The following is a 16421-nucleotide window of genomic DNA, read 5'->3' as shown; positions in this document are numbered from 1 at the left end:
GCAATCTCATCATATCGAACATGAAAATTCAATGCGAAATTGTTGTTAGCACACGTTGGAGATACACAAGAGCCATTACTTCTTGCGAACCAGCACCAGGCAGGCATCATCGCGTAAATCACCGTGAGCAAAATCTACGGCGCCAGTCAAGATTGCCTCGCCCATGTCTTTCAGCGTTCCGTGGCGGTGCTTCACCGCCAGCTTCGCCAGTCCATCGTCTCCAAGAAACTCCTTGCCATGCCGCGCTTCCGTGACGCCATCCGTGGCCATCACGAGCGTATCCCCAACCGCAAGCTGGAAGTCAACCTGGTGATATCGGCTCTTCGGCTCCATATTAATACCAAGCGGCATCCCTGACGCTTTCAAAACTTCCGTGACGCCATTTGTGCGGATCAACAACGGTCCTTCCATTGCCGCCACTGAAACAGTTCCCATACCCGTTTGTCGGTCAATAATCGCAAGCGACAGACACACGGGCATATCACCACCCTCCGTGTTGATTCCTTTTAAAAAAAGACGGTTGCTCTCAGAAAGATAATCGTTCATCTGCTGCAGAATGCGTGATGGCTGCACATGCTCACGTATGTATGCTCGTAGGGTATGCTTGAGTTCCGTGGTAAACACGGCGGATGAAAGGCCGTGTCCCATCACATCGCCACAGACCAAGGCAACATGCCCATGGTCAAAAGCAAATGTGTCCCAAAAGTCGCCGCCAACGAGCGCTTCGTTCGAAGCAGTAGAATATACGGTCTGAACTGACAATCCAGAAAAGGCATCCTCATTCGGCTGAAACAGCATTGTACGCTGTAGGACGGTCGCGATTTTCTTGTCCCGCTTGTGTTCTACAGCAACTTTGGCCTCCAACAGTTTACGCTCCGTCACATCACGGATATTGCATTGAATGACCTGAGTATTGCCTTCCTGGTAAATATTGCTGACGAATTCGACTTCGCGTTTCTTGTCTCCCTCACTTGCGAGCGGCAAGTCTTCGTATCGGATATAGCCTTGTTCCTTCAATTGGCGAAAAGCATCGCGACTGGCCTCTTCATCTTTGAGCAGACCGATCTCCCATAATTCCTTGCCTATGAGTTCCTCATGAGAATAACCAAGAAGCTCGGTCATGAATGGATTGGCTTCCGTGATCTTTCCATGCTCACTGTCGAGAAGCAAAATTCCATCGCGAGCCGCTTCAAAAAGTCGTCGATAACGCGTTTCTGAGACAGCGACTGCTTGCTGCGCTTGCTTCCGTTCAGTGATATCTTCTATGACCAGAATGATCAGAGCATTACGATTTCCTGCGCCAAACAGTTTCCGTGCATTAACGAGCATATCACGACGCCCGATCTTTGGAAAGTTGTGGGATATCTCGAAGTCGTCGAGGGGCTTCTTGTTGGGGAGAATTTTTGTGAGGAGAGCGATAAGTTCAGGAATATTCCACTGACCGTTTCCCAAATCAGAGAGTTGCTGGTTCTCAGTTTCATTCGCTGTTGATCGAAAAGTTTTATAAAAAGCTCGATTCGCGGACACGACTCGAAGTTTGGTATCCAAAACTAGCAAGGGGTCTCTAATGCTGTCGCCGATATTGAGAATGTAAGTCATTGCTTCTTGAAGAAGCAAATTGGCGCGCGGCATGGAAACCTCAGAAACTATATGACAAGGTGATAATAGCTGTACCCATCAATCGACATTATAAATCACGCCACCAAGCAAGCATTATCATACGGCATATCTTGTCATACAATTTTTCAAAAGCTAAAATTCGGGGTATCTTGTTTACTGACAAGTCGATGCACCGATCAAATCGGTTCGCTGCATTGAAGCATTGCGAACCGATATGGAGATCACCAGCGTGGACGTTCGGACTAAGATGCTTCTAGCACCACTACATTCAGTCAGTAAGCAGACAAGCGATCAAGTTGCGCTTATATTTTCAAAAACCACTCTGGATGATATTCTTCACCCGCTTCTTGTGCTGGATGAGAGCGCAAATATTTGCGCATTCAATCAAGCATATAGTTCGGAGTGTGGTTCAACGGAAGTATCTATTATCGCAGACTCCTTATATGACGTTCATCAAGGCCAATGGAATATTCCAGAGATACACACGCTCCTACATGATGTAATAGTTCAGGGACATCACTACGCCATTGTAAAAGTTTCCAGCAAATTCTTAGGGGTTGACCTGAAGACGCTTGTTTTCTATGCGCGACAAATCAAGCGGCACGACAGCACTATGATTTTACTCTCCATCGAAGATGCAACGGCGTATAATGAGGCCGCTTGATGCTTTGTAACGCCAAATTTCTCAAGCATCGCCTTCGCTCAGTATCTTGCAGCTCTCACCTTGAAGAGTTTTAATGGCAAGAATATCCTCGCGAAGTTCCGACAAAATCTTTCTGCCTTCACTGATCATATGATGCAACATTTCTGTCTCACTTCTTATCACTTTAATCTTTATAAGGAGCGCTTCAATAGCTATTCGATCATTCTCTAAGGTTTGCCATGTAACGTCAGTAGCCCAGTACCGCATTTCAGCAATTTCGCGACTGTCTTCTACTCGCTGGGGTAAGTTTTCTCCTGACAGCAAATCGTCGTCGAAGCGCGGGACGTAGACCTCGGATAGTGCACGGTCTTGTTGGATAGCAAGTACCCAAATCTTGTCGGCGCTGGACCTAATTTCGTCGTCAATCAATTGCTGCTCAGCCACCTGATTTTGGATATCGGCGCAGTGCCTAGAATAGGCGTGTTTCTCTCCCATATTTTCCGATTGCATTGTTTGGAATTTCTCCATGCCCTAATGGATCAAAACTTCTAATCGAATGAGTTTTCGATACCACAGTGCTTGACAAATCTGGCACAGTACGCCGTGAAGCTGAGCAGGAAAATCTGCTTGGCGCTCCTCACTTTGTTGGTATAAATATATTATCATAATTATCGTCAATACGGAAACACTATGGACAGCCTCAACGGGCAAGACGCATCTCCTCAAAGCGCCAATGACGGCGACATTTTCGGGGAGCGACTGAGCCTTATCGCAGATAACGCTCCGCTTCTGATCGCATACTTAGATACGGATGAACGATATCAATTTAACAACCAAGCATACAATGACTGGTTTGGGATGCATCCATCTGCCATTCGCGGCAGAAAACTCCAAGAAATTATTGGGGATGAAACCAATCGAGCAATCAACCATCATGTTGAGGCGGCATTTGCAGGAAATACTGTGACTTACGAGGCTTCCATGCCTTACGCCGTCAATGGACGCCGATTTGTTCGCACGACTCTCATCCCAGAAAAAGACGCCGTAGGAAATGTCAAGGGCATCATGGTGTTTGTCAGCGATGATTCCGCCTTGCATGAAGCGCAGACTCAAATTATTTCCGCCTATAATTCTCTTGTTCTGACCAGCGATATAGGTCGGATCGTGCGCAGCGCCAGCGATCCGAGATTAATCATGGAAACAACGGTGGCGGCTTTGGGCCAGAGTCTGAAAGTGGATCGATGCTATTTCGCGACCTACGATCTCAGTAGTGATATCAGCATCGTCAGTCCTGAGTGGCGACGCGATGGTATTGCATCAATTGCAGGCGAGCACAAATTTTCTGATTACAGCCCACATCGAAACCCCGACTATCTGGCGGGACAAACCAACGTGATCGAGGATACATTCCTAATGCCTGACAGCGCCGTCGCACAAAAGCTTGGTCTACGTTCCGTTCTGCGGGCGCCGATACAGCAAGAAGGCCGAACAACAGCGCTCGTTGTCGCGATGGCGACTGAGTCTCGCAAATGGACAGCGCAGGAAATTTCCCTTGTGGAAACGAGCGTTTCTCTAACACGGGGAGCTGTCGAAGCGGCGCACGCCGCAATGCGGGAGCGAGCTATCCTGCGCGATGTTCTTGCAAGCGTCACGGGCAGCAAGCTCAACTTGGCGTTCGACGAAGCGAGCTTGCCAGTTTCAACTGGGCGCGTCGTCGGCTCTCTGCTCCTCACTCTCACCGAAGGCTTACGGGAACTACGACACCTAGTGCGACAAGCGACGCATCATGCGGGATATATCCAACAACGACAAGATGACCTGGTAACTGCGGTCAGTGAAGCGGGCATGAACGCCATCGTTCATGCTGGCGGCGGCCAGGCATCCGTCCGACTGAACGAAAACGGCGTAGTGCAGGTGAGAGTGGAAGATCGCGGCAGCGGAATTGCAGCCATGAGTTTGCCCAAAGCGACGCTCGCTCGTGGATACAGCACTCAGGGTACCCTTGGACATGGAATTAAATGATGCTGGAGACCTGTGACCGTATGCATTTACTGACAGGCGCGAGTGGGACAACTGTCGTGCTTGAACAGGAGCGCGAAGCTCCCATGCCTGAGTGGTTGTAGCTTAACGAGACTCTAAGCTGCTAAACGAGAAAGTCCTGCTTCGCCTCCAAAAAGGCGTCCACGCACATTTTATCCTATTGCTCTCCTATCCCTGTGGAGAGGGTAGAAAGGGCATGTTCGGTCGCCACCCAGTGCGATACGGACGGTCTATTGTGATGGCGGAATAAGCATTCGCTACCGCCATAATGCGCGCGATCAACGGTATTTTCTCTCCGCGCAGGCCCATGGAATACCCACTACCGTTTAACATTCATGGTAATGACAAATGACGTCCAATGTCGCCTCCAAACCAGCATGGCAGACACGATGACCGCCCAAATTAGGGATATTGGAAAAGAGCGCTCATGTCTTCAATTCACCACTTGAGGATAGGAGCCATACGATCTTGTTCCATCACAACTGTCGTTCCCGTAGCTCCCGTTAAAAGGTGAACGCGGTCCACGGTCTGCAAAATCATCTTAAAGCCGTGCCCCATCGTTCCTGCGGAACTAAAACCTCGTTGCAATGTGGCGTTGGGTAGGTCTTCTACCGCGATGCCGCTCCCTTCATCCTCGACCTTGACCTGAACTGTCCCTCGCTCATGCACGAACACATGCCCTACCCCACTATCGGCATGGACGATGGCGTTCATCGCGGCTTCGCCGACAGCAGTCTCAAGGTCATATCGCCTTTCTTCCTCCATGCCTCCCGCGAGACAGGCATCCATAGCATAAGTGCGCAGTTCTCGAATGCCACTGGTCTGCGATAACGAGACAGGCTCAGCAAACCGTGTATAGGGATCGGGGAGATCGCTTACCGATCCGCAGAGTGTCAGTTTGCCATGGGTCACGCTGGAAAACATGTCCCGCAACACTGTTTGTTGGCGCGCCATATTGATCCGAAGGGCTTCTTCCGCCTCACGACGTAGAGTAATGTCCGTTTGAATTCCAATATAATGCGTCAGGATGCCCTTGGAGTCTCGCACGGGCGAGATCGTCAGTTCGTTCCAGAAAGCCTTGCCGTCTTTCTTATAATTCTTAAAGATGACTTGGCATTCGCGTTCTTCTCGCAGGCTATCCCTGATCTGCTGAATACAATTTTGGTCTGTATCTGCGCCTTGTAGGAATCGGCAATTGCGTCCCATCACTTCCTTCGAGGAATACCCCGTCATGACACTGAATGCAGGATTGCTATAAATGATCGGACAATCTGGCTCCTGAGAGGCGCAAATAACGATTCCATTGCTGGCGGCGGCAATTGCTCTATCGCGAAGTTGGAGGGCAGCGTGTGCATGTCGTATCTGGGCTTGAGATTGATGAGCGCGCAGAACGCTGCGTAGGCGATGCTTCAGCAATTGTGGGGTCAGTTCACTCTTTGACAGATATTCCGTGGCTCCCGCTTGTATTGCTTCCAGCGCTACTTCCTCATCACCGAGCCCTGACAGAATAATGATCGGCGTGGTGTTGCCTAGCCGACGCATGTCCTTGAGACAAGGAAGCGCATCGCCATCAGGTAACCAAGCGTCAAGAAAGATACAGTCGAAGTCATGAGAAGCCATAGCTTCGGTGGCTTCAGTGCAAGTTTTTGCTTCTTGGACGTATGCGTGGTGATAAAAACGCTCGATGGATCGCTTCACGAGGCGGCGATCTGATTCAGCGTCATCGACAATGAGAATTTTCAGTTGATCTTGCATATGAGTGATCGAGATTGGCCTTGCGTTTGTTTGGATATTCCCCAGTTTTCATAATTATAACCCATGATACGAGGAGTGGAGAATATCAGTCTATACTCACTTCATTTCTCTCCAAAAAAGTTTATTTTTAGCTCGCTGAGAGTGCGAGCTGAAATCCGAAGGCTGACGGTGTTTGCCTGTCATAACTGCGGGGTACACCGTGAGGGCTACCAGTATGAAGCTGTTATCATACTTCTCACAACAAACGTCTGGAGACTACACAATTGAATACAGTTACTGATTGGTCGGGATCGTTATGGCATGGGCTTACCGCAGGTCTGGATCGCATAATGGCGGGAATTCCTACCGTTCTGGGAGCGCTGCTGCTGATGGTGATCGGTTGGATTGTTGCAGGACTGCTGGCCACTGTGATTACGAAATTTGCGCGTGCTGTTCATATCGACACGCTGGCAGATCACGCAAAAGTTAACGAATTTCTCAGCCGCTCTGGAACGCGAATGAAGGCAAGCAATGTCTTGGGCGAAGTCGTCAAGTGGGTAGTGCGATTGGTCTTTATCGAGATGGCCGCCGAGCAATGCGGGCTTACTCAGGTAACGGTCCTCATCAATCGCATTCTGGCTTATATCCCTAATATTTTCGTGGCTCTGCTGTTGCTGGGCGTCGGGGCGTTCCTTGGAAATCTTCTTTCAGGAATCGTGCGCGCTTCCGCTTCCGAAGCAGGAATGAACGATCCTCGCCTTCTGGGAAAATTGGCGTCTTTCACAGTTATGGCTTTTGCGATTATTGCTGCTGTGAATGAGCTCGGCGTTGCTCCAGTCGTCGTCAACACTCTCTATATCGGACTCGTCGCCGCAATTTCTCTGGCGCTCGGCCTAGCGTTCGGTCTCGGTGGTCGCGATACGGCGGCTCGCTTGACAGAGCAGTGGGTAGGTCAAGCTCAAAAGACGGTGGCGAAGGCGGCGCCCGTTAATAGCAACGCGAAGATTTAATCCATTGTCAAGAGGAGAACAAACATGGCAAGTACAGTCGTGGGACTTTTTGAACAACGTTCCGATGCGGAAGCGGCCCTGAATGATTTGGTCAACAACGGCTTTAGCCGCAGCACAATCGACCTAAAGACTCCCAGCAATGATGCAGGCGCAGATTTCGACGCCCTCATCAATGAACTCGAAGAAGAGAGCGTTCCCAAAGATGACGCCCGCTTATTCGCAGAGGGAGTTCGTTCTGGCGACACTCTGGAGATTGCTCGCGTGGACGACGACCGTGCAACGCTGGCGCAGGAGATCATGAACCAGCATGGCGCGCTCGACATCCATGACGCCTTCGCCCAGCGCAGCAGCGTTCTGCCCGCCGCAGAAGTCGGGGCAGCGGGGATCGGCGCGGCCAGTCTCCTGGGAGCATCAGCAGAACGAGTTGTCGCCCCAAAGACTGGAGCAAGCTCCCAGGATGAAACCGTCATCCCAGTCATAGAAGAAGAACTGGCGGTTGGCAAGCGACAAATCCAGCGCGGCGGCGTCCGTGTCTTTCAACGCGTGGAAGAGCGCCCTGTCAACGAACAGGTAACTCTTCATGAGGAGCATGTCTCGGTCCAGCGAAATCCCGTGGATCGTCCTGTAACATCCGCCGATACCGCATTCCAGGCGGAGACGCTGGAGGTCACGTCGATAAAAGAAGTGCCCGTGGTTTCCAAAGAGGCGCGTGTGGTGGAGGAAGTGATCGTCGGCAAAACAGCGACGGATCGCATCGAAACGGTTCATGACACGGTGCGGCGCACCGAGGTCGAGGTCGAAGACCTTACCAACGGCGCGACGACCCGCGACCGCATCTAACCCGATAGTCACGGCGCTCGCGGCACTAATCGACGCCAAAACTATTTCTGATCTAGAAACACGCTTAACAAAGGAATTTTCTTTAAATGGTAGACAAAGACAACGCTGATGCCAGTCGCCAGGGAGCGACGGGCGGCGCACAAATCTATCGCGAACGCAAAGGGTCTCCTATTTGGCCCTGGCTTTTACTAGCCGCACTGCTCTTGGGTCTGCTCTTCGCGCTCCTAAACCGTAAGCATGATGCGACTGAGGCGCAAACCGCGCCAATTTCCACTTCAGCGCCTGTTGTTGCGCCTGCAGCAGTGACGAATCCCGCTCCTGCAATTACGGATCGTGTAACCGCGACAGGCAACGCAGTAGTAGCTACGACATCTGATGCTAATGTCGCGGGCAAAAATATCAAAGTCCATAGTGGAACCGACATTGCCACGGCCAAGCCAGCTCAGGCAAGCGTACCTGGCGTCCCACTCAGTGATGTTGTTCTGTTTGCCAATGCTACCGATCCCGCGACCTTCATTGGCCGCCGCGCCAAGCTGACGAATGTGATGGTGCAGAAGGTCATTAGTGATCGGGCATTCTTCGTCGGCCCTACACCGCAGCAACAAGCCCTGGTGCTTTTGGATAAAGGCATGGATGCGGGAGCAAATGAAAACACGAAGGTGACCGTGGCAAGCGGTCATCCCGTATCCTTGATCGGCGTCGTGGAAGCGATGCCGACGCAGGAAGCGATCAACCAGACCTACGGCGTGGGCGGAGCCGACTACACTGCGGTTCAGTTCCAGAAGGCATATCTGCACGCCACCGTCGCACAACAAAAGTAATGTGGCGATACACTACGTTCATCGTCGAGACGGTGAATTTAATTCTCACTTCCGCTTAACCGATTTTCAGCTCGTTCAGAGTACGAGCTGAAATTTTTCAATTGCAAGTGTTTGCATTGCATAAGCACAGGGTAAACCGTGAATGTTGCTAGGGAGCGAGCTTCTCGCCAAGAGAAACTTTGTCAAAAGCCATCGTAGTTTTTGACAAAAACCCACCCTATGGACAACCAAAATCAGCAAAAGAACATGGAAGGGATTAAGATAATGTCTACGGAAGTTTTAGGACTATACGATACGATTGCCGCCGCGAATCAGGCAGCGCAGGCGCTAGAGCAGACGGGCTTCTCCTCCAACGACATCGTTGTCGAAACATACCGCGTGAATGCCTCTGGCGCGGCGACTACCGCTCAGGAAAGTGGCTGGGACAAGGTTCTGGGCAAACTTCATTTGATTGCTCCAAAGCACGATGCGGCGTATTACTCCAACGGACTTCGCGACGGTCAAACGTTTGTGACGGTAACAACCACCGACGACAGGACCCAAAAAGCCGCCGATATCCTTAACGCCAACGGCGCGCTCGACATCGAAACAAACGTCGCCGATTTCTATCAAAAAACGGGAACCGAATACGCGCCCTCAGCGAACCTCACTGCGACTGGTCTTAACGCGGCGGACGATAACACCGTCATTCCCGTGATCGAGGAAGAACTGCAGGTCGGTAAGCGACAGGTACAGCGTGGCGGTGTGCGCATTTATCAGCATATCACTGAGCGCCCCGTGGATGAGCAGATCAGCCTGCACGAAGAAACCGTGACTGTAGACCGCCACGCCGTGGATCGCCCCATCACCGATGCTGACGCGGCGTTTGCCGAAAAGACCCTCGAAGTCACTGAGACGAAGGAAGTCCCTGTTGTCGCTAAATCAGCGCGCGTGGTCGAAGAAGTCGTTGTCGGTAAAACTGCCACGGATCGCGTCGAGACCGTGCATGACACCGTGCGCCGCACGGATGTGAATGTCGAAGAAATTGACGGCGACGATCTGGAAGTCAATGAGACACAGAAGGTCTCGCGCTAATCTTAACACGTCATCAGCGATTACAGCCAATCATTCGAAAGATAAAAGGAAAACTATGGCCACGAACGATTATAAAGATGAAGTTCTCGATGAACACGGAAAAGAGCCTGCAACGAAGCACGATGTGACCGAAGGCGGCGTGCTTGGCGCGGTCGGCGGAGCCATTGTAGGCGGCCTGGCGGGCGGCCCCGTGGGCGCACTCATCGGAGCCATTGCGGGCGGCGCGGCTTCTGCGGCGGCGGTAGATGTGGTGGACAAACACGATCACGACTACGCCCGCACAGTCGCTGGTTCGGATGCCCCCGTGGCGAATACTATCCGTCCAGTGGATACTTACAGCACGCCATCGGCGGCAAACACCGTACCCACTCCCGTTGCGGCTGCTCGTGTGGAGGATTATTCGGCGGCTGCCGCCACTCCCACAGATACCCTGGCGCGGACGGATGTCGTGGACGCCGATGGCAAGACAGTTATTCCCGTGATTGAGGAAGAACTTGAAGTCGGCAAGCGACAGGTGCAGTCGGGCGGCGCTCGCGTCCACACAGAAGTTATCGAGACGCCCGTGCAGGAAAACGTCACGCTTCATGAAGAGCATGTCGTCGTAGATCGTCGTCCCGTGGACCGCGCGGTTTCCAGCGCGGATAACGCCTTCCAGGATGGCGTCATCGAGCTCACGGAAACGGATGAAGTTCCCGTAGTTGCGAAGACCGCGCGCGTTGTGGAGGAAGTCGTGATTGGCAAGACCGCCACGGATCGCGTGGAGACCATCCATGACACCGTGCGGCGCACGGATGTCGAGGTTGAGGAACTGGAAGCCGAGCGCGATCTGAGGCGTTAAGCTTTAGACGAATGCCAGAACGGGAGTTTCCGTTCACAATCATGCGCCCAGGTGGAGGATCGGCAGCGATCAGCCCCTGGGCGTATTAAGTTTTATTGGCGGTAACAAACAGGAGAATTTTATGTCAGAAGACGATCTCAGGGATACGCTTGTCAACGACGAGAATCGAATCGTCGTACCCATCGTCGAAGAAACGGTGGATGTGAGAAAGCGTATTGTAGAGACGGGCAAGGTACGCATCGCCAAGACGGTGACCGAGCGCGAGGAAGTTGTCGACATCCCATTTCTGCGCACCGAGGTTGAGGTCCGTCACGTCCTCATTGACCGATTTGTGGACGCCGCGCCGCCGATACGCCATGAGGGTGATGTGATGATCATACCAGTGATGGAAGAGGTCTTGGTGGTGGAAAAGCGGCTGAAACTCAAGGAAGAAATCCACATCGCACAACACCGCACCGAGTTTCATGATACGCAGACCGTGCTTCTTCGCAGAGAAGTAGTCTCCGAGAATCGAGTGGTAAGTGGAGACGATGGTGAGCAGTCTACATCGTCAAGTTGAGACAGGTTAAACCGTCAATTCGAATACACCTGAATTCGAATTGACGGCATAGTGTATTTTATCCTGGTGCATCCTGAGATGCACACACCAAAGTATACTTCGTCCCCTACCCGACCTTTTTCCTCAATATCGGCAACCCTGTGAGCGCACTCTCCGAAATCTCATATCCCATAGGTGCCACATCAATCGCCCCGTCTTTCACTTCTCTGGCAAAGAAGCGGTATTTTCCTCCCGCGTTCTAGTCAGAATACAATCGTGTCGTTACCGCCGGTAACGGGAACGCCAAGGTCTGGGAAACGGACTATTTGCCCGTGGCGATAGAATGCCTCGCGGGGAGCTGCTTCGGGCCAGTGAAACCGCGATCAACATCGCTACCACAGAAAAGACAAAAGACCATGGAAGCGACATACCGCCTTATACAAATCACACGCTCCCTGGTCCAGGAGTTCGTCAATTACTCCCAGTAATGTACGTCCGATCTGAGACGAAATCCCTTGTAAAGCGCTCCCGTCAGTGTTATAATAACGCCATTATTGTAATGGCATCAGCACACTCTGAGTACGACCCGGAAAGGCCGCACCCAATGACGCCCATCACCATACCCGAAGCGCCTGTCTCTGGGGTTGCCGGGACAGACGCCTTTTACGTCACCGGCGGCACCCTGGGCGCGGGCGCGGCCTCGTACGTCGAGCGCCGGGCCGACCATGATTTACTGGACGGCCTGACGTCCGGCGACTACTGCTACGTCCTCAACTCCCGCCAAATGGGCAAGTCCAGCCTCTGCGTCCGCACCATGGCTCGATTGCGCGAGAAGGGTTGGCGAACCTGCTTTTTGGACCTCACCAAGTTCGGCGGCAGGAACCTCTCCGCTGAGCAGTGGTACACCGCCTTGCTCTCGGAAGCTGGGAGAGAGTTGGGCCTGCGCGCCGAGATGCTCGCCTTTTGGAAAGCGAATGCCAACCTCGGGCCGATGCAGCGCTTCTTTGGGGCTATCCAGCAGGTAGCCCTGCCTGCGTCAGAATCTCCCTTGACGGTCTTCGTGGACGAGATCGACGTCACACGCGGCCTCCCCTTCAGCGCCGACGAGTTCTTCGCGGGTATCCGGCAATGCTACGTCGGCCGCGCGACGGATCCGGCCCTGAACCGCCTGACCATCTGTCTCCTGGGGACGGCCACACCCGCCGATCTGATCCAGGACACCCGCACCAGCCCCTTCAACATCGGCAGGCGCATTGAGGTCAAAGACTTCACGCCCAAAGAAGCCATCCCACTCGCGCGGGGTCTGGGCGAGAACGGCCCAGCCCTGCTCTCGCGAGTGCTGTACTGGACGGGCGGACACCCGTATCTGACGCAACGACTGTGCCGCGCCATTCAAGAAGGCAATGCCTCAACATCCGCCAGTATAGACAAGCTCTGCTCGGATCTGTTCCTGACGCGCACGGCGGCGGAGGCAGACGACAACTTGGCGTTCGTGCGCAACCGCCTGCTCAAATCGGAAGTGGATCTCGCCGGGCTCTTGGATCTGTACGGGCAGATGCGTCGGGGCCGCCGCATCCCCGACGACGAGGCGGACCCGCTCAGCGCGGTGCTGAAACTCAGCGGCGTGGCGCGGACCCAAGAAGGTCAACTCAGAGTCGGCAATCGGATCTACGAGCACGTCTTCAGCCGGGAATGGATCGTCGAGCACATGCCGGGGGCGGAGTTGCGGCGCCAGCGCGAGGCCTACCGGCGAGGCCTATTGCGGGCGGGGGCGGTCGCCGCCGCCGTAGTGTTGCTGGTCAGTCTGCTGGCCGCCTCCGCCGTCGTGAGCGCTCATCGAGAGAGGGCGGCAACACACGCCGCACATCGAGAACAGGCGAAAGTGGTGGTGTTGCTGGAGCAACAGGAGACCACGAACCTCAGACTCCAAGACGCACTCACCCAGACAAATGAAGCGAATAAGACGGCGTACACGGAGGCACGGAAAGAACACAGCGCCCGCCAGGAGGCCGACCAGAAGGCGCATCAGGCGGATCAGCAGGCCAAAATCGCTGCGCATGAGACCAAAATCGCTATGCATCAGACGATCATTGCCAAGGCGGCGACGCAGAACGCCAAGGACAAGGCGTCCGACGCGAACCGACAGAAGCAGGCCGCCCAGGCCTCCGGACGCAGTGAAAAGCAAGCCCGCTTGGCGTCGGAACACTTACGCTATGTGTCGGATATGCAGTTGGCGGCCCAATCCTGGGCGGATGGCAACCCCAACGCGGCGGCGGCGCTACTCGATGCGCATGTCCCCGGCTCGCCATCCAACACCGACAGCAAAGACCAGCGCGACTTCTCCTGGCGCTTTCAGTGGGGGCTGATGCACCGCGACTGCGTGACTCTCATCGGCCCGGACACGGTGCCTCTCGATGGAGCATTTACGACGGACGGCACGCTCCTGACCATAGATAACGCTGCCGCAAAACTGACACGATGGGACGTCACAACACATCATGTCGTCTCAACGAAGTCGTTGCAAGGTTTGTCTCCTGTTGATTATCGCATGCTTTCCCCAGATGGCCGTTCGCAGTTGGTTCGCGACCACGCTGGGCGTTTGGCCCTCCTGGATCCGGCGACGCTGCGAGTCCGCTGTGTGCTAATGCAGAATGCCCCTCCACTGCGCACATGGGCTTTCGACCCGACTGGCCATTACCTCGCTGTCGTCAGCCAGGCCAATGTTGCCCAGATCTGGGACACAACTACCGGCAAAGTGGTGCATGAGCCACACGCAATCAGCACCATCGGCTCCCCAGGACCGAATGCCGCAGGATGCCCTGCGGCGCTCGCCCCAGACGGCAACACGCTCCTGCTCGCCAACTTCCCGCAGCCGGGGCACGTCACGCTCTTTCGCAGCGCAGCTGAAGGTTTCAAGGCGTCTGAAGTCTCGTCGCCGCTTAGCGGTACGATAAGTACGATCGCCTGCTCGCCGGATGGGAAGTGGTTTGCGTGCGGCGATAATGCGGGGAATATCTCCGTCCGGGACATGGACCTCCGGCAGGTCGCCCCTCGCTTTACTGGCGAGGGGCAACGTTCCAATGTCTACCACCTCACCTTCTCGCCAGACAGCAAAATACTGGCGGCAGGAGGGCGGGACGGCTCCCTGCGGCTGTGGAATGTCCCGGAGGGAACACTCAGACGCTCTTTGCTGAGTCGCTCCATGGCGGTGACATTTATCAACTGGCGCGCGGATGGGAAGGCTCTGGCGGCGGGCAGCGAATATGGGACAACGACCGTGTGGAACGCTGCATTGGCCTCCGAGTCGTGCGTGATGCCGTTCCCGGTCTCGCCTGCGCCATGCGCTTTCTCACTGGACGGGCATTGGCTGGCGACCACCGGTCAGACGGGCGAGGTCGTCCTGTGGAACATGCGCACCTCACAAGTCGAGTGCCGCCTCGGCGGTCCTTATGAGTACGCGAGCAGTTTGGCTTTCACGCCCGATAGCCACACCCTGGCCGTGGGAACCAACGGACCCGGTCCCCAGCGGATGCAATTCTGGAACCCGGTCACGCACCGTCTAGTGCGAACATGGAAAATGCCTACGTCCAATTGGGGCGACAACGACAGTATCCTGGGCATCGATATTTCTCACGACGGTAATCTTCTGGCCGCCAGCTTGATTGCGCGGAGGACCGACAGCGAGACGATACAGCCCATGTGCGCCGTCTGGAATCTGCGAACCGGCGGCCTTCTCGCGAGCCTACCCGGATCGTCAACCTTCGACGGAATCTTACGCTTCTCGCCGGATAACCGGATGCTGGCCGTGACGGGCGGAGATAACAATCGAGTTTGGGAGTGGCGCGTCGGTGAGTGGGGGCGCCCGTATCGCACGTTCGCGGGGCCGGACGTCTCTGATGAATCACCAGTGGTTATTTCGCTGGCTTACTCGCCGGACGGACGGCTTTTAGCCGCAGGCGGATTTTCGGGACTGATCGGCCTGTACGACCCAAAAACTGGGATTTTGCAGCGCCGCCTGACCGGACACACCGATGCCGTTGGGGATCTGAACTTTTCGCCGGATGGCCGCCTGCTGGCATCCGCCAGCCATGATCATACCGTGAAGCTCTGGGATGTGGCTGGCAATCAGGAGATCCGCACCATAACGGCGCATATGGACGTCGTTGATCGGGCTGTCTTCTCGCCGATCGGCGACTGTCTCGCGACAGCGGGGCGTGACGCGACCCTGCGTCTGTGGGCAGCCCCTGCCCTGCCCGCGATCGACGCCCGGATGCAAGAAGAGAAGCACGAGTACATCGATTACCAGGCACGACAAGCACAACGATTAGCGGCGCAGGCGCAACGATTAGCGATGCCGGCAGTGAGAGCCCAACAACCGCCCGCGACGCGCGACGTGAAAGCCCAACAGCGAATGGGGCGAATGTCTCCGCTGACGCTCACCGGCTACAACCACGATGTCATCGCCGAGAAGGAGCCAGGCCAGTCCAACGACATAGCCGACAGCCTCAAGAAGACCACCACGGCCACGGTCGACGACCTGACGGACTTCTACGCTCCCGGCTTCAATCCCCGCTTTCCTAAGGTCGGACTGCCCGCCGGAACCCGATTCGCCAGCCGCGACGACCCGCTGATCTCCTTCGCGCTCCAGCCCGCATCCGGTAACAACGTACTTCTGTTGCGCGCCGAGCACTCCCAAGGCGACCTTGCCCTCGTCCGCCCGGCCCGGTTCAACCATCTGGCGTTTCTGGTCGCCGGTTTCAACGGAGCATGGTCGGGCGCCTATCGACTCGACTTTGCCGATGGGCATTCGAGCACCGGGGCATTCATCGCTCCAGACAACTTTGATAATCAGCGCCCGAATGTCGCGCTGGGCGGCTTCGGCCGCGTTTTCCGTCAAGGCTCAACATTTACGGCGCCATCCGGCGCACTACCGGATGGACGATTTGAAAACTGCCAGCCGGACGACCCGAACCTGTTCGACATTCCCATCACGCTCTCGCCCGCCGACGCGCAACGCACGCTTGTGCGCATCAGTTTCATCAACAAGGACCAGGAAGCCTCCGGCAACGATGTCGCCATCCTGGGAATCTTCGGCGTCAGCGGTCATGCGGCGCCAGGCGGGATTCGTGCTGCGCCAGGCAGACCTCGCCTGGCGGGTAAGCCTCATCGCACACCCCGTCCATCGGAGGAACCTGTTCATCCATGAACGAGGCCTTCAGCCCCTCGCAGATCGCCTGCGTAAAGTTCCTTGTCAGCCCCGCAT

At 54.9% G+C, this 16421-nt stretch carries 13 protein-coding genes; 9 read left to right on the top strand and 4 right to left on the bottom strand.

Translation table 11 applies throughout. The annotated features are described in order from the left end of the window. Nucleotides 1-75: 75 nt before the first annotated feature. Nucleotides 76-1632, bottom strand: a complete 1557-nt coding sequence (locus D5261_RS18215; RefSeq protein WP_301002063.1) for a SpoIIE family protein phosphatase — start codon at nt 1630-1632, stop codon at nt 76-78. A 202-nt stretch (nt 1633-1834) separates the two neighbouring features. Between D5261_RS18215 and D5261_RS18210 the strand changes: the two genes are divergently transcribed. Next, nucleotides 1835-2284: a hypothetical protein gene (locus tag D5261_RS18210; RefSeq protein ID WP_119325297.1), complete on the top strand. Its 450-nt coding sequence runs from the start codon at nt 1835-1837 to the stop codon at nt 2282-2284. A gap of 21 nt (nt 2285-2305) precedes the next feature. On the opposite strand, the gene D5261_RS18205 is transcribed toward D5261_RS18210, so the two are convergent. Beyond that, complete coding sequence (locus tag D5261_RS18205) at nt 2306-2773, bottom strand: hypothetical protein (RefSeq protein WP_119325298.1); 468 nt, start codon at nt 2771-2773, stop codon at nt 2306-2308. Nucleotides 2774-2953: 180 nt separating this feature from the next. Between D5261_RS18205 and D5261_RS18200 the strand changes: the two genes are divergently transcribed. Further along, nucleotides 2954-4285 (top strand): PAS domain-containing protein, encoded by a 1332-nt coding sequence (locus tag D5261_RS18200; protein ID WP_119325299.1) that lies wholly within the window; start codon nt 2954-2956, stop codon nt 4283-4285. Between the two features lie 186 nt (nt 4286-4471). On the opposite strand, the gene D5261_RS33505 is transcribed toward D5261_RS18200, so the two are convergent. After that, on the bottom strand, nt 4472-4636 hold the full coding sequence (locus tag D5261_RS33505) for an HD-GYP domain-containing protein (RefSeq protein WP_119325300.1): 165 nt from the start codon (nt 4634-4636) through the stop codon (nt 4472-4474). A gap of 105 nt (nt 4637-4741) precedes the next feature. Then, complete coding sequence (locus tag D5261_RS18195; RefSeq protein ID WP_119325301.1) at nt 4742-6058, bottom strand: PAS domain-containing protein; 1317 nt, start codon at nt 6056-6058, stop codon at nt 4742-4744. A 263-nt stretch (nt 6059-6321) separates the two neighbouring features. Between D5261_RS18195 and D5261_RS18190 the strand changes: the two genes are divergently transcribed. The 7 genes from D5261_RS18190 to D5261_RS18160 all read left to right on the top strand — a co-directional run bounded on the left by D5261_RS18190 (nt 6322) and on the right by D5261_RS18160 (nt 16364). Then, the gene (locus D5261_RS18190; protein WP_119325302.1) at nt 6322-7047 is read left to right on the top strand and encodes a mechanosensitive ion channel family protein; all 726 of its coding nucleotides are present in this window, start codon (nt 6322-6324) and stop codon (nt 7045-7047) included. 24 nt (nt 7048-7071) lie between these two features. Beyond that, nucleotides 7072-7887 (top strand): YsnF/AvaK domain-containing protein, encoded by an 816-nt coding sequence (locus tag D5261_RS18185; protein ID WP_119325303.1) that lies wholly within the window; start codon nt 7072-7074, stop codon nt 7885-7887. Nucleotides 7888-7973: 86 nt separating this feature from the next. Then, complete coding sequence (locus tag D5261_RS18180) at nt 7974-8708, top strand: hypothetical protein (protein ID WP_119325304.1); 735 nt, start codon at nt 7974-7976, stop codon at nt 8706-8708. 219 nt (nt 8709-8927) lie between these two features. Further along, on the top strand, nt 8928-9782 hold the full coding sequence (locus D5261_RS18175) for a YsnF/AvaK domain-containing protein (RefSeq protein WP_119325305.1): 855 nt from the start codon (nt 8928-8930) through the stop codon (nt 9780-9782). A gap of 55 nt (nt 9783-9837) precedes the next feature. After that, nucleotides 9838-10620: a YsnF/AvaK domain-containing protein gene (locus tag D5261_RS18170; RefSeq protein WP_301002062.1), complete on the top strand. Its 783-nt coding sequence runs from the start codon at nt 9838-9840 to the stop codon at nt 10618-10620. Between the two features lie 121 nt (nt 10621-10741). Next, nucleotides 10742-11179 carry a YsnF/AvaK domain-containing protein gene (locus D5261_RS18165; protein ID WP_218025780.1) on the top strand — a complete coding sequence of 146 codons (438 nt, stop codon included), beginning with the start codon at nt 10742-10744 and terminating at the stop codon, nt 11177-11179. Between the two features lie 583 nt (nt 11180-11762). After that, complete coding sequence (locus D5261_RS18160; protein ID WP_165864648.1) at nt 11763-16364, top strand: WD40 domain-containing protein; 4602 nt, start codon at nt 11763-11765, stop codon at nt 16362-16364. Nucleotides 16365-16421 lie beyond the last annotated feature (57 nt).

The sequence above is a fragment of the Capsulimonas corticalis genome (assembly GCF_003574315.2).
In the GTDB taxonomy this organism is placed as follows: Bacteria; Armatimonadota; Armatimonadia; order Armatimonadales; family Capsulimonadaceae; genus Capsulimonas; species Capsulimonas corticalis.
This window is presented reverse-complemented; position numbering and strand designations above follow the sequence as displayed.